Genomic DNA, 21,905 nt, shown 5'->3' with positions numbered 1-21,905 from the left:
CAAGGTGACGAAATCCAAGTCCGTATTTCCGACAGATGACAGCTTGCTGAAAATGCTCTACCTTGCCATGATGGACATAACGAAGAAATGGACAGGCCGCCGCCAGGATTGGAGCATTATCCATGCCCAGCTGGCCGTCTATTATGAAGACAGGCTTCCGGAATAAAAAATCTGCACGTTCAAGGATTTCTTGACGTGCAGAGAGAAATATGGTTGGTATTAGTGACAAGGGCTTAAACCTCTTGTTTTAATAACAATTTTACATCACGATATGGAGTTTACACAGAATTTGGGACAGCCTCGCGTTCTTTCTATTTGTCTACAAGCTGAAGCCGCCTTCGGTTGGCTTTTCTTGTTTACGATAGGACTTGGGCGCTTATGAAATTACATTTTTACAGCTGTTGATATCAAATCTTTCGCAAATGAAGAAACATCGTTTGGTTCCCAGATTTTCTTAATATCGCTGTAGGTACAGTCAACAGTAAAAGAAACATTCCCTTTAGGTTCTATTTTTTTGATCTCCTCAATGGTAGCATTAGTGACTTCTTCTATAGCTTCTTCCTTGGTCTTCAAATTTTTGCCCTTATCTTTAACGTCTTTTTCAATGGCTGCTGAATTCAGCTCTTTCAAATCAATTTGATTGACTGTTACCTCAACTGTAGCTTTCTTGTCTTTTCCTTCAATCAATTTTGTTTCTACCTGAATCTTTTTAAGCTCATCAAGAAAGGCATTGCCAATTCTTTCTGATTGTTCCTTGTTAAACATACCGTTGCTCGACGATTGAAACGCATTAGCAAATACTGATACCATCGTTTTTTCCAGTTCGTCTTTTGGTAATCTCGCTTTTTTTGTGCTTTCATCATCTATATCAAGAATAGCCTTACAGTATGTCTTTATTCCTGCATCTGCCGGTTCGATAGCTGATTGTGAACAAGCAGCTAATAGAAAAATACTAAATACCACTAGGATTGAGAACAAACTTTTTTGCTTTGTCATAGTTTTCCCCCCCTGTAAAAGACACAACGCTTCCTTGATGTTGCGTTTATTCTACACCTCCTTGCAATTATCATGCCTCTACATTATTAAGCCTCATCAATGCCTTGAAAAAGAAAACCTTTGGCGCCTATTGGTTCTCCACCGGCACCCCCACCTTCCTGGTGCGAAGATTAAGAAATATGCACTTCGATGTGCGCCAGTTTGCCGAAAAGACCATCTATGCAGACGCATCCGACATCAGCGACTATCGAGCGGACAATCCGGATCCGGTGCCCCTCCTCTATCAGACAGGATATCTCACCATTGCGGATGCAGACAGTGAAGAAGGGCCTTATATCCTGGGTTTCCCCAATGAAGAAGTGAAGATAGGCTTCTTCAAAAACCTCCTTCCCGAATATGTACCCACCGCCACCACAGGCAGCGGCAAAGACATACTTGCCCTGCGCAGCCGCATCCTGCAGGGAGATACGGAAGGCATCCATAATGTTCTCACCGCCCTCTTTGCCAGCATCCCCTACACCACAGATTATGCCCCCTTCGAGCATTATTTCCAGACGGTTGTCTATCTCGTATTCACCCTGCTGGGACAGTATGCCCACTGCGAAGTCCACAGCAGCCGAGGCCGGGCTGACTGCGTGCTGGAGACGGATAGTTTCGTCTATATCTTCGAGTTCAAAGTAGATAAGAGCGCAAAAGAAGCCTTGAATCAAATTGAGGCCAAGGACTATGCCGCACCCTACGTAGCAGATGAAAGACATATCTTCAAGATTGGCGTGAACTTCGACTCCGAGAAACGCCTCCTCTCGGAGTGGCTGGTGGAGTAAACGTGATCTTCGAGGAGCAGAAAGCCGACACCGATGAGGAGAGACTCCCCCGGGTCATCAGCAGCCCTCTTGATGTGCAGAAAGAGACACTGCCTGAGAGCGTATTTTAATAAAAAAATAAAGGGGACAGGCTTTTGCGGCCTGTCCCCCTATTTTTATGCTTCTATCCTTCTCCAACTCCGATGGTCCCCCTTCCCAGAGGGGAAGGCTTTTTTGCAGCCTCCCTCCAGAAAAGGTTTGTGCATAATGGTAGGGAATTATTATATTTTCCAGACGATATTCCTTTCGTCCGGGAAAATATCAACTGTACGCTCCGGCATCAATAAGGTGCCGTCTACGAAGTGTGTGAATTCTTTCAGTACTGCCCTCTCCAGGAGGGCTTTGACTTCCTCATAGTTGCTCCAGAATACGAGATAATAGTGGGTATCTATGGAGCCGAGCAGGCGAACCTCCCCCCCGGGGGTGAGGTAGATATATAGTTCGTCTGCCTTCAGCTCGAAATCAGCCCGGAGCCTTCCTTCATCATCCTTCCCCCCAGGAATGACCGCTTTTTCCCCGTGCGGCATTCCCGATGAGGCGCCTGTTGGAGATATGCTCCTGCACTCGCTGTAGGACCATGTATCTTGAGGCCCTATAACAAGAGCATACTGCCTCCGCCCCGCCCCAGAGGTTCTTGGACAGATATTGAAGGAAGAGAGCGTGGAGACTAAAATCACACTTGCCACCGTGCTGGCGAAGGAAATTCAGTCCCTCCGGCAGGAGGCTTTCCCGATGGCGTAGAATTGTTAAATTTGGGAGTATTGCACTCCTTTGCATAGACACATCTCAAAATTGCCCCTCGTGTCCGAGATGTTCCAGTCTATATGCATCATCTTTTTTCATCTGTGAGCCATATAATGAACGTAGGCGGTCTTGGTCTCTTTCTTGCGCCTTACGCTGATGGGAACGCGGCTGCCATCCTTCATGATGAACTCATCATCATCCATGCGCCGCACCTGCTCCATATTGATGATGATGCGGTGGTGGCACTCGATGAACCTGCTGTCCCCGGACAGGAGGTCCAGGACACGGGCATAGGTCAGGCGCGCCTGCACTGTCTCATCCACCAGATGGAAGGAAAGGGTATGGGAAGCACCTACCTCCACATAGACGATTTTCCGCAGGGGAATGGCTATCTCCCTGCCCTCAACGGGTATGGTCACGGTGCGCTCGCTGGTTATCATCCCCCGGAACACATGGTCAAGGGTGTGGTTGAAGTCACCACTGTTCTCTGCCAAAGGCTTCATGAGATAACCAGAGGCAAAGACCCGGTAGCCCTCCAGCAGATGGTCCTGGCTGGTGGTGAGAAAGACGATGGGCACGCGCTCATCCTTCATCCGCACAGCCTCCGCTGCTTCCATGCCGGTCATCTTGTCCATGTAGATGTCCAGCAGCAGCAGGTCAAAGCGCCTCGGGTCAAATACCGAAAGAAGTTCCTCTGCGTTCTTGAAGGTGGCAATAGACAGGTCGTTCATGACCTCCGGGTGACGGGAAGAAAGATACCGCAGCAGGTAGTCCTCTGCCATCTGCAAATCTTCAGCCCTGTCATCGGCAATGGCAATATGCATCTGCGCCCCCTCCTTTTAATGTACTCTTAATTATGTCAAAATTTCTGTTTATTCCTCTTATTCTCACATTATCAAAATAACATAAGTCAAGGCAAATTTCTACCCCGTTGTCAAAAGTGTTGAGTATATGTCCGAAAGTGTCGATGTTGTAGACTTAATCAACTTTTATTTTGTTATAATATCAGTGTATAATATATAAATAAAACATAGAAAGGAGAGCTGTGGCAGATGTTAGAGTTAATCGTTTTTGCCTGCCTCATCTGCATCATACAGCTAATAGGCAGCTACCTCCGCTTCCTGGCTTTCAAGGAAGAAATGCCCGTGACATCCATCAGACGTCTTTGGCGCCGCCTGCTGATGCTCAGCCTGGTGACTCTGCCTGTCTATACAGCCCTTTTCTATCTGGGCGGCATCGCCGTACAAACTTACAAAGCCGTGTTGCTGCTGGGCTGGATACCTTATCAGATTATCTTCGTCCTGGCCCTGCCGGGGCGGGGGCTGCAGCATCTCTTTGTCTGGGGTATGTCGGCCCTCTGGAGTTTCATCTGCCACAACTGGAGCAGCATTGTAGTGGCCCTGTTCTTCATGGGCAGGGACGAGGAACTGGTGCTGGAAGTCCACGCCATCCTCTACCCCCTATGGTTCATCATGTTGCTGCCCCTGGCCAGGAAGTGCTTCTCAAGGCTGCTGCCTGCCTTTTATCTCTTTGAAAACAAGCTCCTCAGAATTTATACAGCCCTGCTGCCCACGGTGATGGTGGCTGGCTTCGTGACCCTCATTGCCGATGCCTCCCTCTGGCATTCCTGGGAAGAGCGAATTGGCAGGCTGCTGCTGCCCGTGGCTTTCTTCCTTTCCTATCACTATATCCTGGGCACCAGCCGCCTGCTGTACAATAATGAGAATATCCGCCGCCGCTCGGAGCTGCAGCAGCGGGAAATTGCCTGGCTGCAGGAGGAACAGCAGCGAGTGGCAGACAGTCGGCAGCAGGCACAGAAGCAGCAGGAAAACCTTCTCTATACCTATGAGAAGCTGCAAGAATACATCGAAGGTGACCGCATCAATGATGCCCTGTCTCTTATTTCTCAACAAGAAAAGATCCTGGCCTCCTCTGCTGTGCGTCCCTACACCGACTCTCCCATCCTCAATGCCGCCATTTCCATTTACCTACGGCGGGCGGAGGTCATGGGCCTCACCGTAGCCGCCAAGGTGAACCTGCCCAAGGAACTACATACCTCCGAGGACGAGCTGGCGGTGCTCATCTCCAACCTGCTGGAAAACGCCCTTAAAGCGGCGGCAGAGACAGGCAGGGGCGGGGAACTTTCCTTCATCCTCCAGCATATTGATGACCAGTGCGTACTGGAGATAACCAATCCCTGCTGCACTGTCCTTCGCCTGGACAAGGACGGCCTGCCCAAAACCACCAGGAAAGGCCACGGCCTGGGCATGATGTCCCTGCGCAATTTCCTGAAAAGATACCACGGCTACGCCGACTTCACCCAGGAAAGGGGCACGGTCTGCGTATCACTGTACTGGGAGGACACGCCATGCTGACTTTTGCCATCCTGCTGACCCTAAGCCAGATTCTGGCCGCCTGGCTCATCTTCACCAGAGAGGCCAGGAAGAAAAGCCAGCAGGAACACATCAATGACCTGCTGCGGCTCCAGCTGGAAGCATTGAAAAGGGAGACTGAGCACACCAAAGAGAGCATACAGGCCACCAAGATACTCAGACACGATTTGCGCCATCACTACCTGCTGATGTATACTTTGCTTAGTCAAGGGGAAAAGGATAAAGCGCTGGAGCATATTGATATGCAGCGCCAGGAACTGGAAAGGATGAAAGGCAATGCTGGAAACACCTAAAGGCAGCCGCCTGCACATCGGCATCTTCGGCCGGGTGAACAGCGGCAAGTCTTCTTTGATAAACGCCCTCACAGGGCAGGACCTGGCCGTGGTTTCGGAGGTGCCGGGGACTACTACGGACCCGGTGAAGAAGGCGGTGGAGCTGAGAGGAATCGGCCCCTGCCTCCTCATCGACACCGCAGGCTTCGAGGATGAGGGGGAGCTGGGCTCCCTGCGGCTGGACAAGACCAAGGATGCCGCCCGGGAAGCGGACATGGCTCTGCTGGTAGTGAGCGCAGAGGAAAAGCCCGGAGAGGACACCCCGGAAATGCGCTGGCTGAAAATCTTCCGCAAGCGTGGCACCCCGGTCATCCTGGTCCTCAGCAAGACCGACCTTGACGCTCCCCTCACCTGGCAGGCCAAAAGCTGGCAGAAGCTCACGGGCCTAAGGCCTGTCTTGGTCAGCGCTCAGGAAAAGAACGGCCTCGCGGAGCTGATTGAGCAAATCAATGAGCTGCGGCCGGAGAACTACGACCTGGATGATATCACGGGAAACCTGGCCAAAGCCGGGGATAAGGTACTCCTCATCATGCCCCAGGATATAGAGGCCCCCAAGGGCAGGCTGATACTGCCCCAGGTGCAGACCATCAGGCACCTGCTGGACAAAGGGTGTCTGGTGAACTGCTGCAAGACCGGGGAAATGGAGGCCATGCTCTCTTCCATGAAGGAACCGCCTGATTTGGTGATTACGGATTCACAGGCCTTCAAACAGGTGGAGGAGCTTTGTCCCAAAGAAAGCAAATTGACTTCTTTTTCCGTGCTTTTTGCAGGTTTCAAGGGAGATTTGCCCTTCTTCGTAGCATCAGCAAAGAAACTGGCTACTCTTGACCATACGGCAAGGATACTCATTGCCGAAGCCTGCACCCATCAGCCCCTGCATGAGGACATAGGCAGAGTGAAGCTGCCCCGGCTGCTCAGGAAGAAGCTGGGGGAGAAAATCACCATAGATATCGTAGGGGGCAAGGATTTCCCCGAAGATCTTTCTGGATATGATTTGATTATTCACTGCGGAGGGTGTATGTTTAATAGGAAGTACATGATGTGCCGCGTATGCCAGGCCCAGGGGCAGGGAGTGCCGATGACGAATTACGGGGTGGCGATTGCGGCGCTGCTGGGGATACTTGGCAAGGTTGCCTTGCCAGAACAGTAAAAGCATTGCATGATCAGGCAATCTTTCCTATCTTCCTATGGCAAAATTGGAACAATTATGTTACAATGTAAACAGAAAAACCTCCTGCGGCTAACAGGAGGCGGGCTACTGGTAAACGGTCAGCCCTCTGTACCTTTCTAGTTAATATACAAGATTAACCGCCCAGGTTTGGAAGACTGCAGGGCGGTTATTTCTTTATAACAATAACGATAAGGAGAATAAGAAGCAACTGAAGCGTCAAATTATCCATATCTGTCACCCCCTCTGCCGATCGACCACGCGCTTCTAACGCCAGCTTTGATGAGAGGACTAACCGCCTACCGTTCTGTAGCTTAGAACTATTGTACCAAAATAACGCCTCGCTGACAAACAAACACCTTGCCGTAATCAAATCTACGATAATTCACCAAAAGGGGATACAAGTATGAGCAGCTATGATCCTAAATCACTCAAAGCAGAAGAATTCATCAACCATGAGGAAATACTTGCAACACTGGAGTATGCGGAGGCCAATAAGGATAATTATGCCCTGATTGACGAGATACTGGAGAAGGCGCGTCCTGTGCCAGAGGGGACGGGGTGCCATTGCCGGGGACTTTCTCATCGAGAGGCTTCGGTGCTTTTAGCTTGCGATGACCCGGCGCGGGTGCAGCGCATGTATGAGATTGCCGAGGAGATCAAGCAGGCTTTCTATGGCAACCGCATCGTGCTCTTTGCCCCCCTGTATCTTTCCAACTACTGCATCAACGGCTGCGCTTACTGCCCTTACCACAGGCAGAACAAGAACATTCCCCGGAAGAAGCTGACCCAGGAGGAAATCCGCGCCGAGGTCATCGCCTTGCAGGATATGGGCCACAAGAGGCTGGCCATCGAGGCAGGGGAAGACCCGGTGAACAATCCCATCGAGTACATACTGGACAGCATCAAGACCATCTATTCCGTCCACCACAAGAACGGGGATATCAGGCGGGTGAACGTGAATATCGCCGCTACCACCGTGGAGAACTACCGCAAGCTGAAAGAAGCCGGCATCGGCACCTATATCCTCTTCCAGGAAACCTACCACAAGGAACACTACGAGGAACTGCACCCTGCGGGGCCCAAGCATGACTACGCCTACCACACAGAAGCCATGGACAGGGCCATGGAAGGCGGCATAGACGATGTGGGACTTGGAGTGCTCTTTGGGCTGGACAGCTACAAGTACGAGCTGGCAGGCCTCCTCATGCACGCAGAGCATCTGGAAGCTGTCCACGGAGTGGGCCCCCACACCATCAGCGTCCCCAGGGTTAAACACGCTGACGATATCGATCCTGGTGCCTTTGACAATTCCCTGTCTGACGAACTTTTCACCCGCCTGGCAGCCATCATCCGCCTGGCGGTGCCCTACACGGGCATGATCATCTCCACCCGGGAGTCAGAAGCGGTGCGGAAGCGCATGCTGCAGGTGGGCATCTCCCAGATCAGCGGCGCCAGCCGCACTTCTGTAGGCGGCTACAGCGAAGAGGAGCGTCCCCACGACACTGAGCAGTTCGATGTATCCGACCAGCGCACCTTGGAAGAAGTCATTTCCTGGCTTATGGATATGGGCCATATCCCCTCCTTCTGCACCGCCTGCTATAGAGAAGGTCGCACGGGAGACAGGTTCATGAGCCTCTGCAAGAGCGGCCAGATACTGAACTGCTGCCATCCCAATGCCCTAATGACATTGACCGAATATCTTGTTGATTATGCAGGCCAGGCGACACAGGAGAAGGGCTTCAAGCTCATTGAAGAGGAGCTCAGGAAAATCTCCAAGGAGAATGTCCGCAAAGTCGCAGCAGAGCATATCGAAGCCATCAAGAACTCGGAGAAGCGTGATTTCCGCTTCTAAATTGATTGAAAACCAGCAGCCTAAATGGTATAATGAGCATAAGAAAAGCCTCCTGCTGGAACAGGAGGCGGGCTACTGGTAAACGGTCAGCCCTCTGTACTTTCTTTTGGTATCTATAAAGATTAACCGCCAGAGTTTTGGGGACTACGGGCGGTTATTTCTTTTTGTTGACAGCGAGGATAATGAGAAGTATCCGCAAAAGCTGAAGCGTCGTATTGTCCATGCCTGTCACCTCCCATCTGCCGATCGACCACGCGCTTTGAACGCCAGCTTTGATGAGAAGGCTAACCGCCTACCGTTTTGTAGCTTGAAAAAAGTATAGCATAATAAAGCCACCCCTGCAATTTAAGTTGCAAGGGTGGTTTTCTATTACCCTGATTTAATTCTGCGACTGATACTCCACGTGCATCAATTCATGCTCCCTGCCCTTCAGAATACCGTTATAAAGATATTCTATGACGGGATTCTGGTCGGAGCGCTTGATGCTGCTGAGCTTGTCAGAGCGGTATAGGCCGGCGCCACGGATGTCCTTGCCCTCGGCGTTGGTGAAGGGCTGGCCGCCCCCGCCTACGCAGCCGCCGGGGCAGGCCATGACTTCGATGAGGTGGTAGTCTGCCTCGCCAGCCAATACTTTGTCTATGAGCTTATCCGCATTGCCCAGGCCGCTGACTACGGCGATTTTCACCTGGGTGCCCTTGTAGTCGATAGCTGCCTCCTTGATGCCCTGCATTCCCCTGATGCCCGTGAAGGCCAGGGCTTTCTGCTCAGAGCGGCTCTTATCTGACATCAGATGGCGCAGCACTGCCTCCGTGACGCCGCCGGTGACGCCGAAGATGGTGCCGGCGCCGCTGATGGTGCCGAAGGGCATGTCGATGCTCTCAGGCTCCAGGCTCTCGAAGTCAATGCCGAACTCCCGAATCATCTGGACGATGCCCTGGGTGGTGATGACATAGTCCACATAGGGCTTGCCGTTTGGCGCCAGGAATTCCTTTCTCGCCGCCTCTGCCTTTTTCGCCGTGCAGGGCATAAGAGCCACCATGACAGTTTCCTGCTCAGCCTCTTTGTAATACTCCTTGATGACAGGAGCAAAAATCTGCATGGGGGACTTGGTGGTGGAGATGTGCGGCAAAAGCTGGGGATAGCGGTTTTCCGCATGCTTCACCCAGGCAGGACAGCAGCTGGTGAAGAGGGGCAGGTTCTCCCCCTTTTCCACCCGTTCCACGAACTCGGCGGCCTCCTCCATGACGGTGAGATCCGCCCCCACCACCGTGTCGTAGACCTCCTGGAACCCCATGTAGTGCAGGGCCGCCACCAGCTTGCCCATGACGTTCTCTCCCTCAGGAAGGCCAAAGGCGTGGCCCAACCCTACCCGTACGGCCGGAGCAATCTGCACCACCACTTTCTTCCTGGGGTCATTGAGGTCGGTGCGGAGCCTGTCGCGGTCGCTCTTGATGGTGATGGCTCCCGTGGGGCAGACGGCGGCACACTGGCCGCAGCCCACGCACTCCGTTTCCCCAATGGGCTTGTCAAAGGCGGTGGAGATGTGCATGTGGGAGCCCCGGAAGGCGAAGTCTATGACACCGATATTCTGCACCTCGGAGCACATGCGCACGCAGTCCCCGCAGAGTATGCACTTGGATGGGTCACGAACAATAGAATAAGAGGAAGTGTCCTTTGGGCTCTGGTTGTAGTCAGTGGGGAAACGCACCTCGCTGACGCCGAAGCGGTGAGCCAGCTCCTGCAGGCGGCAGCGGCCGCTCTTGGTGCAGGTGGTGCAGTCACGGCAATGGTTGGCCAGCAAGAGCTCCAGGATATTTTTCCTGTACTTGCGCAGGCGGGGGGTGTTGGTGAGAATCTTCATGCCCGCCTTGGGAGGCGTGGAGCAGGCCGCCATCAGGCTGCCCCTTTCCTCGTCCTCCACCATGCACATGCGGCAGGCGCCATGGATGGACAGCTCCGAATAATAGCAGAAGGTGGGCAGGTCGATGCCCCGCTTGCGGATGACACCCAGGATATTCTTTTCCCCTTCGATTTCCACGGGGATATGGTCGATGGTCATAAATTTCTGTTCCATATTCAACCCTCCTCAATGGCATGGAAGGGGCACACATTGAAGCAGGTGCCGCACTTGATGCACTTTTCCTGATCGATGGTGAAGGGGGACTTCACCTTGCCGGAAATGGCGTTCACCGGGCAGTTGTGGGCGCACTTGGAGCAGCCGCGGCACTTTTCCGGGTCGATATGGTAGTGCTTCAGCTTCGCGCAGGCCCCCGCCGGGCAATGCTTGTCACCGGGCTGGGTATGGGCCTCGTATTCCTCCCGGAAGTTCTTGATGGTGCTGACCACGGGATTGGGCGCGCTCTTGCCCAGGCCGCAGAGGGCAGTGTGGGAAATGGTATCGGAAAGCTCCAGCAGCAGGTCAATATCCTCGGGCCGTCCCTCGCCATTTGTCATGCGGGTGAGGATTTCCAGCATGCGCTTGGTGCCCTCACGGCAGGGAATGCACTTGCCACAAGACTCGTTCTTGGTGAAGTTCATGAAGAAACGGGCCACTTCCACCATGCAGGTCTTGTCGTCCATGACCACCAGGCCGCCGGAGCCCATCATGGCCCCGATTTTCTTCAGGGAGTCAAAATCCAGGGGCATCTCCATGTCCTTCTCCGTAAGGCAGGCTCCCGAGGGGCCGCCAATCTGCACGGCCTTGAAGTTATGTCCCTCCCGGATGCCGCCGCCGATGTCGTAGATGACCTCCCGGAGCTTGGTGCCCATGGGCACTTCAATGAGGCCCGTATTGGAGATATTCCCCGCCAGGGCAAAGGCCTTGGTGCCTGGGCTGTTCTCCGGGCCGATGGAGCGATACCACTGGGCGCCTTTTTCGATGATCAAAGGCACATTGGCAAAGGTCTCCACATTGTTCAGCACCGTAGGCTTGCCAAAAAGGCCATGCTCCACCGTGCGGGGCGGCTTCACCCTGGGCATGCCCCGCTTGCCCTCGATAGAGGCGGTGAGAGCGCTGCCCTCGCCGCAGACGAAAGCGCCCGCCCCACGGTTGATGCGGATATCGAAATCATGGCCCGAACCTAAGATATTCTTTCCCAAAAGGCCGTATTTCCGGGCATCCCTGATGGCCAGATTCAGCCGTTCCACCGCCAGGGGATACTCAGCCCGCACATAGATATAGCCCTGGCTGGCTCCGCAGGCCACGGAGGCTATCATCATGCCCTCCAGCATGCGGTGGGGGTCCCCCTCCATGATGCCCTCGTCCATGAAGGCCCCCGGGTCACCCTCATCGCCGTTGCAGACGATGTACTTCACATCGCTCTCATAGCCCCTGACCTGGGTCCACTTGCGCCCCGTGGGGAAGCCGCCGCCTCCCCGGCCCCGCAGGTTGGAATCGGAAATCTCCTTGGTAATCTCCTCCGGGGTCATATCAAAGAGGGCCTTTTCCAAAGACTCATATCCCCCCACCGCCAGATATTCCTCTATGCTGTCGGCAGCGACCCTGCCGCAGTGCTCCAGCACCAGGCGGGTCTGCTTCTGGAAGAAGGGAATCTCCTCCGCCCTGTCATAGGCCTTGCCTTCCTCATGATAGAGCAGCCGCTCAAGAACTTCCCCGCCCTTGATGCTGCGCTCCACAATATCGGCACAATCCTCCGGCCTGACCTTGGTGTAAAGCCACCCCTCAGGGTCAATCCTCACCAGAGGACCCTTCTGGCAGAAACCGGGGCAGCCGCTCTTCTTCAAAGCCACGCCGCACCTGGCGCTCTCCTCTATATCTTCCTCCAGCTTTACCAGGCAGGGAATATCAGCTTCCTTCAAGAGCCGCTTGAACTCAGCGTAGATATCCAAAGCCCCACCCGCTACGCAGGCCGTGCCGGCGCAGACGTAAATCCTTCTTTTCTGTGCAGAGAGAAGCTCCTTTGCCTTGCCCCGCACCTCCTGCAAAGCCTCCCGGCTGGATAGCTTAGTTGCAAGCATAGCTGTCCTCCTCCCGCACATTAGCAATGAGTTCCCGTGCCTTCTCCGGGGTCATGGCCGCATGAACCTTCCCGTCCAGATTCAACACCGGGGCCAAGCCACAGGCCCCCAGGCAGGACACAGTCTCCAAAGTGAACATCATGTCCTTGGTAGTAGCCTGCTCCGGCGAAAGGTCAAGAATCTTCCGCAGCTCCTCGATGACAGGAATGGACTTCCGCACATGGCAGGCCGTGCCGTCACAGATCTTGATGATATGCCTGCCCTTGGGCTCCAGGGAGAAATTCTCATAAAAAGTAGCCACCCCGTAGATACGTGCCTCGCTGATGCCCAGCTTTTGGGCAAAGAGAGGAAAGACCTCTCTGGGCAGATAGCGGTATATCCCCTGTGTTTCCTGCAGGATGGAGATGATATTTGTCTTATCATAATCATGCCGCTGGAGTATCTCTTCCAAAGCATCATAATCCAGTTCTTCAGCCATGCAAACTCTCCTTTCATGATAATAATACTCATTACAATTCATTCAAAAAAAGCAAAAAACTTGCCCCGAAGGGCAAGTCCTGCTATATCTAATTAATCGAACCCTCGAACTCTGGGCCCCAAGGATGGGGCCCTGTGACCGTTGAATTTAGGACAAATTCAAGGTCACGTTTTCTTTTGGTTCGTTTTCTTTGCGCCAAAGAAAATGAACAGACGGCCGTAACGGAGGGCTCTAATCTTCATCTTTATACGTGTGATTATCAAGGGGCTCATTGCCATAAGGCAGCAAATCCGTCAGCGGCAGCACCTGCGCATCCCCATTCATATCCGCCATCACCACATAAGGCACATTGAACTCAGCCAGCAGCTGGCAAATAGCCCCATTAGGCACAAAAGGCCTCTCCGTGTTGCATATAAAAGCAATGGCATCAAACTCCCGCTTCCCGTCTGCCACAGCCTTGTACATAGCCACCTCCCCTGCCCCAATGGACAGGTTGCGGATGGCATTCTCAATAGTGCAGCCGGTGTAGATGGTGCCATCGCTGGCCATGACACAGGCGCCTATGCCTACCCCGGAATAGGGCACATAAGCATTCCTGATGGCATCAGAGGCAGAGCGCACCAGAGTATCTATCAGTTCCTCATTGATCATTTCATTCAGCTCCTTCCCATAGTTATCCGCTTCCCCTATTCGACACGGACAGCCTTGATTCCTTCATGAAAACTAGCTGAAAAGGTGTAAACTAGTAAATTATCCACATAACTATCCACAGTTGTGGATAACTGTGGATAACCCCACTATCCAGTAGAGTAATAATTTCACTTTCTTTCCTATTAATAATAGGCAGATTGTGTACAAATCTCAGTAATCCACAGATATCCCTGTGGATTATGTGGATAAGTGGAAAAATCCGCCTATATTTACTCTAAAAACCTTCAAATTCACCATATTTTGTGCACACAATCCACAGATTACCAGGTGATAATGTGGATAACTTTTCTCAGCTTCTTTTCACAAGCAAGCTGTGGATAAAAATAGCAAGTTTTCCACAAACATTCCACAGAAAAATTTTGAGCACAAAAAAGAGCCCCAGGTTATCATCCTACGGGCTCTTTTTCCGGTTTTTTGGCATGAGCTTAATTTCTTACTCCCATTGTCTCTAATTATATCACAATATTTTATTTAATACTAGAATGATATTATAAGACCATATTGACTTATTTTATTCGAAATGATATCATCATCTCAAATAAGTCAATTCAGTCTCAAAAGGAGTGTTTAAGTTGCAAAACTTCACGATAAAAAAGCAATATCTCCTGCCAGCCATAGCAGGCCTTGCCTTGCTGCTGGGGGGTGGGTTCTTCCTGAACGGTGAGGAAAAGGAAGAAGCAAAGCCTCAGACTCCCCTTTCCGTCAGCGTCACCAGGGCAGAGATGAAGGAAATGCAGCAGGGACTTCGTCTCACTGGTACGGTGGAGGGACTGACCTCTGCCATTATCTCCGCCCTGCCCCTGGCCTTTATCGGGGCTCTCCTGGGACTGCTGCTTTTCGGCAGCGGTTTCTCCATGATTTCCGGCATCGGCCTGCTGCTCTTGATGGGACTGGTTACCAAAAATGCCATCCTGCTGGTGGACTATGCCAAGGTCAGGATGGCTGAAGGACACTCTGTCAATGAAGCCCTGGTCATGGCGGGCAAAGCACGTTTCCGCCCCATTCTTATGACCACCATCGCCATGATGATGGGCATGGTCCCCCTGGCCCTGGCCCTGGGGCCGGGGGCGGAAGCCAGAGCCCCCATGGCCCACGCCATACTGGGAGGGCTGGTGACCTCTACCATACTTACGCTGGTTGTAATACCCTGTCTGTATAGTCTATTGCATAGGAGAAATTAACATGGCTTACAATAGAGATGAACTCTTAGCGAAAATGGCTGACGCCCTGGCTGACAACCCAGGCTGCACCATGAAAGAACTGGCGGAAACCGTAGGCATCAGCAAGGCCAGCCTGCACCGCATCTACACCAATAAGGAAAACATCTGCCAACAGCTCGGCGGGAAGGAGCAGGAAATCCTCAGGGATATCAAAGCCGTCATCAACGAAAAAAAATCCCCCTGGCTGGAGGATCTGCAGTCAATCATTGATATCCTGGCTGACAATGCCCCCTTCGTGCGCTGCATGGGCAGGGAAACGCTGCCCGGACAAGTCAGCGAAGCAGAATGGGAGGAATTCGACAAAGATCTATCCGGATTCTTCCGCCGTGGCAAGGAGGAAGGCATCCTCAAAGGGGACTTCTCCTCTACGGAAATGAACGACATCTTCTTCGGCCTCATCACAGGCCTTATCGAATCCATGTCCATGCGTCAGAGCAATCCCAGAGCGGTGAAGCGCATTGCCTACGACGCGCTATTAGGCGGCATCTACAGGCCGCTGGACATAAGCAGATAAACGTAAATTTTAGGTCTTACCTCCACCGTTTACGGGGGAGGTGGCAGCCCGAAGGGCTGACGGAAGGGGGGCTAAGTAGCAAACAAGCGACTTCGAAGTACATTTTGCGGCTGCTCATCCCCCTTCCACCAGCTTCGCTGGTCCCCCTCCCCCGCAAGCGGTGGAGGCAATTTCTCGATTTCAATACATATACTAAAAAAAGCCAGCTCAATCGCTGGCTTTCCTGCAGTTGCTCCTGGCGTTCCTGGCTCTGCTTAAATAAGCATCCCACCGTTTAAAGAATGCTAATCGGAACGTCCCAAGTTTTTAACGAGCGGCGGTACCGACGGGCAAACATCGGCCGCTTTTCTATAATCAATTCTAGCACTTTCCTGCCCACAAGGCAAGAAAGTGTTTTTTATTACCATTTTTTATAGGGATTCTTCGCCAGATTGCAGTTGAAATACCGCGCGTCCGTGGAGACTTCCTCACGCAGCCACTCCGGCTTCTCAAAAGACTCCTCTTCTGAACCAAGCTCAATCTCTGCCACCGTCAGACCCTCGTTATCCCCGTGGAACACATCAATCTCCCACTGCCTGCCGTTGCCAGCGGGCAGGAGATACCTGTGCTTCTCGATGATTGGTCCCTGGCAGAGCTTCAGCATGGCCTCCGCATCGGAGAGAGGCACCTCGTACTCATACTCCATACGGGTGACTCCGTTCACATTGCTCTTGACGGTTAGATAACCATGGCCACTGCGAATCCGAATCCGCACCGCTGCCGTCTCATTAGCCGAAAGATACCCCTGGGCGATATAATCCCCCTGCCCCTCCGGCTGCCATCCCTCTGCCACCAGAAACTTGCGCTCTATTTCCTTTGCCATTTGTCTACCTGCCTTTGAAAATTGACATTTTTCACTAAAAAAGTTATAATTGACTTACCAAAAGAGCACCGCCTAGCGGTTCGCCCTTAGTGGAGAATAAAAAACCCGCCAAGAGTTGGTGGCTAGTGGCGGGGTTAGTCTTTAACGATGGTGAATATTAGTGTGAGTATTGCTATGATTAGTGACAGGATCTCATACAGCGTCATATTCATGCTCTCACGCCCTTTCTTCAGGGCGAAGACAACTCCGCTTAACGGTGCTCTCTAAGTATAACATCTAAAAACGCCTATCACAAGATAGGCGTTTTCTTATTTCTCAGCTCTTCTTTTCCTTATACCTGATGCTCTCAATGCTCTTTTCTGCCATCTCCTTGCCCTGCTTGCTGCCCTCATGGTAGAAGTAGGTAAAGACGTAGAGATTGGGGTCGGTATCTATGGTCACTGCCTCTATCTCGAAGGGCTCTCCCTCCTTCGTGCCGGTGATGGTGTATTTCTCCATGGGAATGTCGTTGACCGTTATTTCCTCCTTGCTGGTGAGCTCAGGGGATTTGATGCGGTATCTCTGGAGAGTGGTTTCCAGCCTGTCCTCCAGCATATCTTCCTTCCGCGCGGACTTCCTTTCACTGGTAGTATGGGCATCCACGAACAGGCTGTCGCACTTCAGCTGATGGACAGCCCAGCCCTGATCGTGCTCCTCCAGCCACTCCATCTTCTCCGGCAGGTCCACCCAGATTTCCCTTTCCTCCGTGGCGGCAAAGATAGTGGAGTTCCAAAAACATGGCAGATTTTCAAAATACGCCTGGCTCATCAAGGCAAAAAACAGGGCAATAATTCCATATAAAAATAAATATACTCTTCTGCTCATGTCAACCTCTCTCTATGGTATAAAATCCCAGGGAATCCAGGCATTTTTCCTTCATATCCCGGCTCTCTTCATCCTCATCATCCCACAGCAGGCAGACGAAGAAAACGTCCCCGTCGCCCCCCACTATGTTAAGGGCCAGCATCTGGGCCGACAGCTGGCCGCCGTCTTTCCTGTCTACCTTTTCCTGTACCGAGTAGAAAGGCACCTCATGGAGCTCTAATTTCTCCTCCTTCTCCACCACAGGATTGGCGTCCTCAAGCCCAAAGGCAGAATTCAGTCCCTCAGGGGTGAAGAAATGTCCCACCGTATCCTCCTCGCCACGTGGGTCATTCTTCTCCCCATGTATCACATAGGCAATCAGCTTAGAACCCTTGGCCTGGTAAAGGTCAGCCTGGCGGAAGGCCGTATCCCTGGCATTAAGAGAACGGTCACTTACCTTGGCGGGAATGTCCATATAAAACTCCTTTTCGCCGCCATCCATGCTGATTTCCAGGGGGTACCAAAGGGTGGAAAAATCATCATGCTCCAACTCATTATTCCCATGCAGGGATAGATTGCCATGATTGAACAAAAAAGCCGCCACCATCATCAGGGCGCCCATAAGCCACATGAGAGACTTCATCTCACCCGCCCCCTCACATCAAATGCCAGCCGCTTTGCTTCCCAATAAATCCTGTAGTACATCATCTTCTGCTCCTTTGCTGTGTCATCTGGTAAAACTGAAAACAAAAATAAAGATAAAGAAAATCATTGCCATCTGGCAGCAAGGGCATTATATCATCTGGTTATTAAAGGCGCATTAAAACCCCCGGCAAAATATCTGCCGGGGGCTGAAAAACATATTAAAGACGCATCAGGGCAGCCTGCTGCCTGAGCCTTGCGATTCTCTCCTGTGTATCAGGATGAGTGGAGAAGAGGCCCTGGAGCATCTTGCCTGCGCCCTTCAGGGGGTTGATGATGAACATGTGGGCCGTAGCCTGGGTGGCCTGAGGCATAGCTGCGGCATGAGTAGCATAGTACTCAATCTTCTCCAGGCCGTTGGCCAGATAATTCGGATTGCCGCAAATCTCTGCGCCGGTCTTGTCCGCATCATACTCCCGGGAACGGGAAATAGCCATCTGGATAAGGCTGGCGGCAATGGGAGCCAGGATAATAGTGGCAATCATGCCGATGAAGCCGCCCCCATTATCCTCATCATCGCTGTTGCTGCTGCCGAAAATAGCCGCCCACTGGAGCATATTGGCCACATAAGTGATGACCGAAGCCATGGTAGCCGCAATGGTGGAAATCAGGATATCCCTATGCTTCACATGAGCCAGCTCATGTCCGATAACGCCGGAAAGCTCCTCGTAATTCAAAGTACGCATGATGCCGGTAGTAACCGCCACCACTGCGTTATCCGGGTTGCGCCCCGTAGCAAAAGCATTGGGCACATCGCTATTGATAATAGCCACCCGTGGCATAGGCAGCTCAGCATTAGCCGCCAGCTTCTCCACCAGCCCATAAAGCTCAGGAGCTTGCTCCCTCTCAATAGGCTCTGCCCCATAAGATTTCAAAACCATAGTATCGCAGAACCAGTAAGTACCAAAATTGAACACCAGGGCCAAGATAAGAGCAATAGTCATGCCCCCCTTGCCACCAACAGCCCCGCCAATAGCCATCATCAAAGCCATCAAAAGAGCCATCAAAGCCGCCGTCTTAATGGTATTCATTACAATCCCTCCTAAATCCAAAGATATCTCAAACTTCAGCCCATGGATGGGCGTCCCGCGGCCGTTGGCTTTCATGGATGAAAGGCAAGGCCGCGTTTTCTTTTGGTTCGTTTTCTTTGCGCCAAAGAAAATGAACAGCCGAAGCTTAAATAAAAGTCAAAAAGTCAACAACTATAGCTTAATTTTACAAAAATCAGCCAGAAAAGTCAACCATTTGCTTCACCCTTCCTTAGCAGCCTCCCCTTTGCTCCTATGGTTAAGCCAGTACCCCAAGCCCAGCACCAGCACCACAAACCCGACTTCCATAAAGAGACTATACGGCTCAAGCCCTGCACCCAGCCCCTTATCAGCCACCATGAGCTTGGCAGCCGTAAAGCCCAGCAGCGCCGCGCCGGCATACACCAGCGCCGGAATCTTCTTCATGAGCAGCAGGAAGAACTGTGCCCCAAAGAGCACGATGGGAATGGAAATCAAGAGCCCCACGATAATCAGGCTCCACTTGCCCTCCGGCACCGTATTGGCCACCCCTGCCAAAGACAGCACATTGTCAATGCTCATGACAAAGTCCGCAATCAGGATAGTGCGGATAGCCGCCCAGAAAGAAGCAGGCGCCTCTGCCTTGTCCTCCCCCTTGTGGTCCACCAAGAGCTTCACCGCAATGTAAAGCAGCAAAGCACCGCCCACGAATTCCAGATACGGCAGAGCCAGCAGCCCCGTGGCAAACAGAGTGCAGACAATGCGGATACCCACGGCCCCCATGCCGCCCACCAGGATAGCCTTGCCACGATTATGCTCCGGCAAGTTCTTGCAAGCCAGAGCAATGAGGATGGCATTGTCACCAGAGAGAATCAAATCCAGCAGGATAATACCAGACAAAGCCGCAAACCACTCCGGGGAAAACATCCCAGCAAATAAACTTTCCATCAAACCACTCCTCCTAAATATTCTCCAAAATACTAGAAAAGACCTTGTTCCAAGGCGAAAACGCCCCGGAACAAGGTCTTGCTTGCTAATGATAGCCTGCCCTACCGGAAGAATCATCTTCGTATTGACGATAAAAGCAGTTCAGCTACTCCCCTTGTGGGATTATAGGGATAATATAGCACAACCAACTGAAAAACACAAGGAAAATCTGATAACTTAGATATCCAGGTTCTTGACCAGCTTCGCATTTTCCTCGATGAACTGGCGGCGTGGCTCAACCTTGTCCCCCATGAGGATGGTGAAGAGCTCGTCTGCTTCTTCTGCGTCCTCCATGTCCACTCTGAGCATGGTGCGGGTGGCTGGGTCCATGGTGGTTTCCCAGAGCTGCTCGGGGTTCATCTCACCAAGACCCTTGTAGCGCTGGACGGTGGCGCCTTCGCGGCCCACTTCTGAGAGCTTCTTGGCCAGCTCCTCATCGCTGTAGGTGTACCAGTGCTTCTTGCCCTTGCGGATCTGGTAGAGGGGCGGCTGTGCTATGTAGACATGGCCGTGCTCGATGAGGGGCTTCATGTAGCGGTAGAGGAAGGTCAGCAGCAGGGTGCGGATATGGGCGCCGTCCACGTCCGCATCTGTCATGATGATGATCTTGCCGTAGCGGCGCTTGGCCAGGTTGAAGTCGTCGCTCATGCCGGTGCCGAAAGCGGTGATCATGGTGCCGATTTCGGCGTTCTTGTAGATTTTGTCCAGACGGGCCTTCTCCACGTTGAGGATCTTGCCGCGCAGGGGCAGGATGGCCTGGAAGCGGCGGTCTCTACCTTGCTTTGCGGAGCCGCCTGCGGAGTCACCCTCTACCAGATAGATTTCCGCCTGGTCAGGGTCCTTCACGGAGCAGTCGGCCAGCTTGCCGGGAAGGCTGGAAATGGAATCCAGGGCATTCTTGCGGCGGGCCAGCTCCCTGGCCTTGCGTACAGCCTCACGGGTGTGGCTGGCGGCAATGGCCTTTTCCATGATTTTCTTGGTGACGGCAGGATTTTCCTCGAAGTATTCGGACAGGCCCTCGGTGACGATGGAATCCACGATGCCGCGGACCTCGCTGTTGCCCAGCTTGGTCTTGGTCTGGCCCTCGAACTGGGGCTCACGGATTTTAAGAGAAATAACGGCGGTAAGTCCCTCGCGTACGTCATCGCCGGAGAGGTTGCCGTCCTTTTCCTTCAGCATATTCTGCTTGCGGGCAAAGTCATTGGCAGCACGGGTCAGGGCCAGCTTGAAGCCTGCCAGATGGGTGCCGCCCTCCTCGGTGTTGATGTTGTTGACGAAGGAGAAGATGTTCTCCTGATAGGTGTCATTGTACTGGAGCGCAATCTCTACCACGGTATCGTCTTTGATGCCGTTGAAGTAGATGGGGGTGGGATTGAGCTTTTCCTTTTTGCGGTTCAGGTGCTCCACGAAGGAAGAAATGCCCCCCTCGAAGTGGAAGGTGTTCTCCCTGCCCTGTCCCTCAGCATTCAGGCGCTCATCGGTGAGCTTGATAGTGATGCCGTGGTTCAGGAAAGCCAGCTCCCGCAGACGGTGCTTGAGTGTATCGTAGTTGTAGGTGGTGACGGTGAAGATTTCCGGGTCAGGCACGAAATGCACACGGGTACCAGTTTCCTCGCCCTCAGCCAGAGTGCCTACCTGATGGAGAGACTGGGCGGTGGCACCGCGCTTGAAGGAAATTTCCTGGATCAGGCCGTCGCGCTTCACCTGCACATCCATGGAAGTGGAAAGGGCGTTGACGACGGACACGCCCACGCCGTGAAGGCCGCCGGAGACCTTGTAGCCGTCCCCGCCGAACTTGCCGCCTGCGTGCAGCACCGTCAGCACCACTTCTACCGCCGGCTTGCCGGACTCATGCATATCCACGGGAATGCCGCGGCCATTGTCCGTGACGGTGATGGAGTTGTCCTGATGGATGGTGACCTCGATATGGGTGCAGAAACCAGCCAGAGCCTCGTCGATGGAGTTGTCCACCACCTCATAGACCAGATGGTGCAGGCCCCGCTCTGAGGTGGAGCCGATATACATACCCGGGCGCTTCCTGACAGCCTCCAGGCCCTCCAGGATCTGAATCTGGTCGGCGCCGTAGTCAGCGTCCACGGCAGTCACCTCTGCCGCATCCTCAGACGTATGGATTTCAATCCCGGCAGTGTCAGGAGCAGGCTCCTGCTGCAATTCCTCAATGGCGTTCAGAGCAATCTGCTCAGACTCCGTAAGGTTCTTTTCCTCAGCCATGTCATTCTCCTATCATGCAA

The 21,905-nt window shown here is 52.8% G+C and carries 20 protein-coding genes; 7 read left to right on the top strand and 13 right to left on the bottom strand.

Translation table 11 applies throughout. The annotated features are described in order from the left end of the window. Positions 1-384: 384 nt before the first annotated feature. Positions 385-996, bottom strand: a complete 612-nt coding sequence (locus tag BLW59_RS09585; RefSeq protein WP_074697611.1) for a hypothetical protein — start codon at positions 994-996, stop codon at positions 385-387. Between the two features lie 104 nt (positions 997-1,100). On the opposite strand from BLW59_RS09585, the gene BLW59_RS09580 reads away from it, so the two are divergent. Further along, complete coding sequence (locus BLW59_RS09580; protein ID WP_139283625.1) at positions 1,101-1,820, top strand: PD-(D/E)XK nuclease domain-containing protein; 720 nt, start codon at positions 1,101-1,103, stop codon at positions 1,818-1,820. A gap of 260 nt (positions 1,821-2,080) precedes the next feature. Here BLW59_RS09580 and BLW59_RS09575 read toward each other — a convergent pair whose 3' ends face one another. Next, complete coding sequence (locus BLW59_RS09575; protein WP_074697609.1) at positions 2,081-2,386, bottom strand: hypothetical protein; 306 nt, start codon at positions 2,384-2,386, stop codon at positions 2,081-2,083. A gap of 312 nt (positions 2,387-2,698) precedes the next feature. After that, a complete protein-coding gene (locus BLW59_RS09570; RefSeq protein WP_074697608.1) occupies positions 2,699-3,427 on the bottom strand; it encodes a LytR/AlgR family response regulator transcription factor in 729 nt (242 codons plus the stop codon). 228 nt (positions 3,428-3,655) lie between these two features. On the opposite strand from BLW59_RS09570, the gene BLW59_RS09565 reads away from it, so the two are divergent. From BLW59_RS09565 to hydG, 4 genes are all read left to right on the top strand, one after another. After that, on the top strand, positions 3,656-4,978 hold the full coding sequence (locus tag BLW59_RS09565) for a GHKL domain-containing protein (RefSeq protein WP_074697607.1): 1,323 nt from the start codon (positions 3,656-3,658) through the stop codon (positions 4,976-4,978). Beyond that, positions 4,972-5,289, top strand: coding sequence for a hypothetical protein (locus BLW59_RS09560; protein WP_029542493.1), 318 nt, complete (start codon positions 4,972-4,974; stop codon positions 5,287-5,289). Before BLW59_RS09565 ends, BLW59_RS09560 begins: the two co-directional genes overlap by 7 nt. Continuing rightward, a complete protein-coding gene (gene hydF, locus BLW59_RS09555; protein ID WP_074697606.1) occupies positions 5,273-6,478 on the top strand; it encodes a [FeFe] hydrogenase H-cluster maturation GTPase HydF in 1,206 nt (401 codons plus the stop codon). Before BLW59_RS09560 ends, hydF begins: the two co-directional genes overlap by 17 nt. Positions 6,479-6,902: 424 nt before the next feature. After that, entirely contained in the window at positions 6,903-8,351 is a 1,449-nt protein-coding gene (hydG, locus tag BLW59_RS09550) for a [FeFe] hydrogenase H-cluster radical SAM maturase HydG (protein ID WP_074697605.1), read from the top strand. Positions 8,352-8,730: 379 nt separating this feature from the next. Here the strand turns inward: hydG and BLW59_RS09545 are convergent, their stop codons facing one another. From BLW59_RS09545 to BLW59_RS09530, 4 genes are all read right to left on the bottom strand, one after another. Then, positions 8,731-10,425, bottom strand: coding sequence for a [FeFe] hydrogenase, group A (locus tag BLW59_RS09545; RefSeq protein ID WP_074697604.1), 1,695 nt, complete (start codon positions 10,423-10,425; stop codon positions 8,731-8,733). Between the two features lie 2 nt (positions 10,426-10,427). Continuing rightward, positions 10,428-12,329, bottom strand: a complete 1,902-nt coding sequence (gene nuoF, locus BLW59_RS09540; RefSeq protein ID WP_074697603.1) for an NADH-quinone oxidoreductase subunit NuoF — start codon at positions 12,327-12,329, stop codon at positions 10,428-10,430. Continuing rightward, complete coding sequence (locus tag BLW59_RS09535; RefSeq protein ID WP_074697602.1) at positions 12,316-12,807, bottom strand: complex I 24 kDa subunit family protein; 492 nt, start codon at positions 12,805-12,807, stop codon at positions 12,316-12,318. The genes nuoF and BLW59_RS09535 overlap by 14 nt, the downstream gene beginning before the upstream one ends. A 231-nt stretch (positions 12,808-13,038) precedes the next feature. Then, positions 13,039-13,458 (bottom strand): cytidine deaminase, encoded by a 420-nt coding sequence (locus BLW59_RS09530; RefSeq protein ID WP_051650199.1) that lies wholly within the window; start codon positions 13,456-13,458, stop codon positions 13,039-13,041. A 632-nt stretch (positions 13,459-14,090) separates the two neighbouring features. On the opposite strand from BLW59_RS09530, the gene BLW59_RS09525 reads away from it, so the two are divergent. Next, the gene (locus BLW59_RS09525; RefSeq protein WP_318258475.1) at positions 14,091-14,699 is read left to right on the top strand and encodes an efflux RND transporter permease subunit; all 609 of its coding nucleotides are present in this window, start codon (positions 14,091-14,093) and stop codon (positions 14,697-14,699) included. A gap of 1 nt (position 14,700) precedes the next feature. Then, positions 14,701-15,252, top strand: coding sequence for a TetR/AcrR family transcriptional regulator (locus BLW59_RS09520; protein WP_074697601.1), 552 nt, complete (start codon positions 14,701-14,703; stop codon positions 15,250-15,252). A 400-nt stretch (positions 15,253-15,652) separates the two neighbouring features. Here BLW59_RS09520 and BLW59_RS09515 read toward each other — a convergent pair whose 3' ends face one another. From BLW59_RS09515 to gyrB, 6 genes are all read right to left on the bottom strand, one after another. Continuing rightward, the gene (locus tag BLW59_RS09515) at positions 15,653-16,114 is read right to left on the bottom strand and encodes a CYTH domain-containing protein (protein WP_074697600.1); all 462 of its coding nucleotides are present in this window, start codon (positions 16,112-16,114) and stop codon (positions 15,653-15,655) included. 315 nt (positions 16,115-16,429) lie between these two features. Then, the gene (locus BLW59_RS09510; RefSeq protein WP_074697599.1) at positions 16,430-16,978 is read right to left on the bottom strand and encodes a hypothetical protein; all 549 of its coding nucleotides are present in this window, start codon (positions 16,976-16,978) and stop codon (positions 16,430-16,432) included. A 1-nt stretch (position 16,979) separates the two neighbouring features. After that, positions 16,980-17,600, bottom strand: a complete 621-nt coding sequence (locus BLW59_RS09505; RefSeq protein WP_074697598.1) for a hypothetical protein — start codon at positions 17,598-17,600, stop codon at positions 16,980-16,982. 220 nt (positions 17,601-17,820) lie between these two features. Further along, a complete protein-coding gene (gene htpX, locus BLW59_RS09500) occupies positions 17,821-18,690 on the bottom strand; it encodes a zinc metalloprotease HtpX (RefSeq protein ID WP_029542521.1) in 870 nt (289 codons plus the stop codon). A gap of 219 nt (positions 18,691-18,909) precedes the next feature. Next, the gene (locus BLW59_RS09495) at positions 18,910-19,614 is read right to left on the bottom strand and encodes a TerC family protein (protein WP_074697597.1); all 705 of its coding nucleotides are present in this window, start codon (positions 19,612-19,614) and stop codon (positions 18,910-18,912) included. 216 nt (positions 19,615-19,830) lie between these two features. Then, positions 19,831-21,885: a DNA topoisomerase (ATP-hydrolyzing) subunit B gene (gyrB, locus tag BLW59_RS09490; protein ID WP_074697596.1), complete on the bottom strand. Its 2,055-nt coding sequence runs from the start codon at positions 21,883-21,885 to the stop codon at positions 19,831-19,833. Between the last annotated feature and the right edge of the window lie 20 nt (positions 21,886-21,905).

This window comes from Selenomonas sp. KH1T6, assembly GCF_900108415.1.
In the GTDB taxonomy this organism is placed as follows: Bacteria; Bacillota; Negativicutes; order Selenomonadales; family Selenomonadaceae; genus Selenomonas_B; species Selenomonas_B ruminantium_A.
This window is presented reverse-complemented; position numbering and strand designations above follow the sequence as displayed.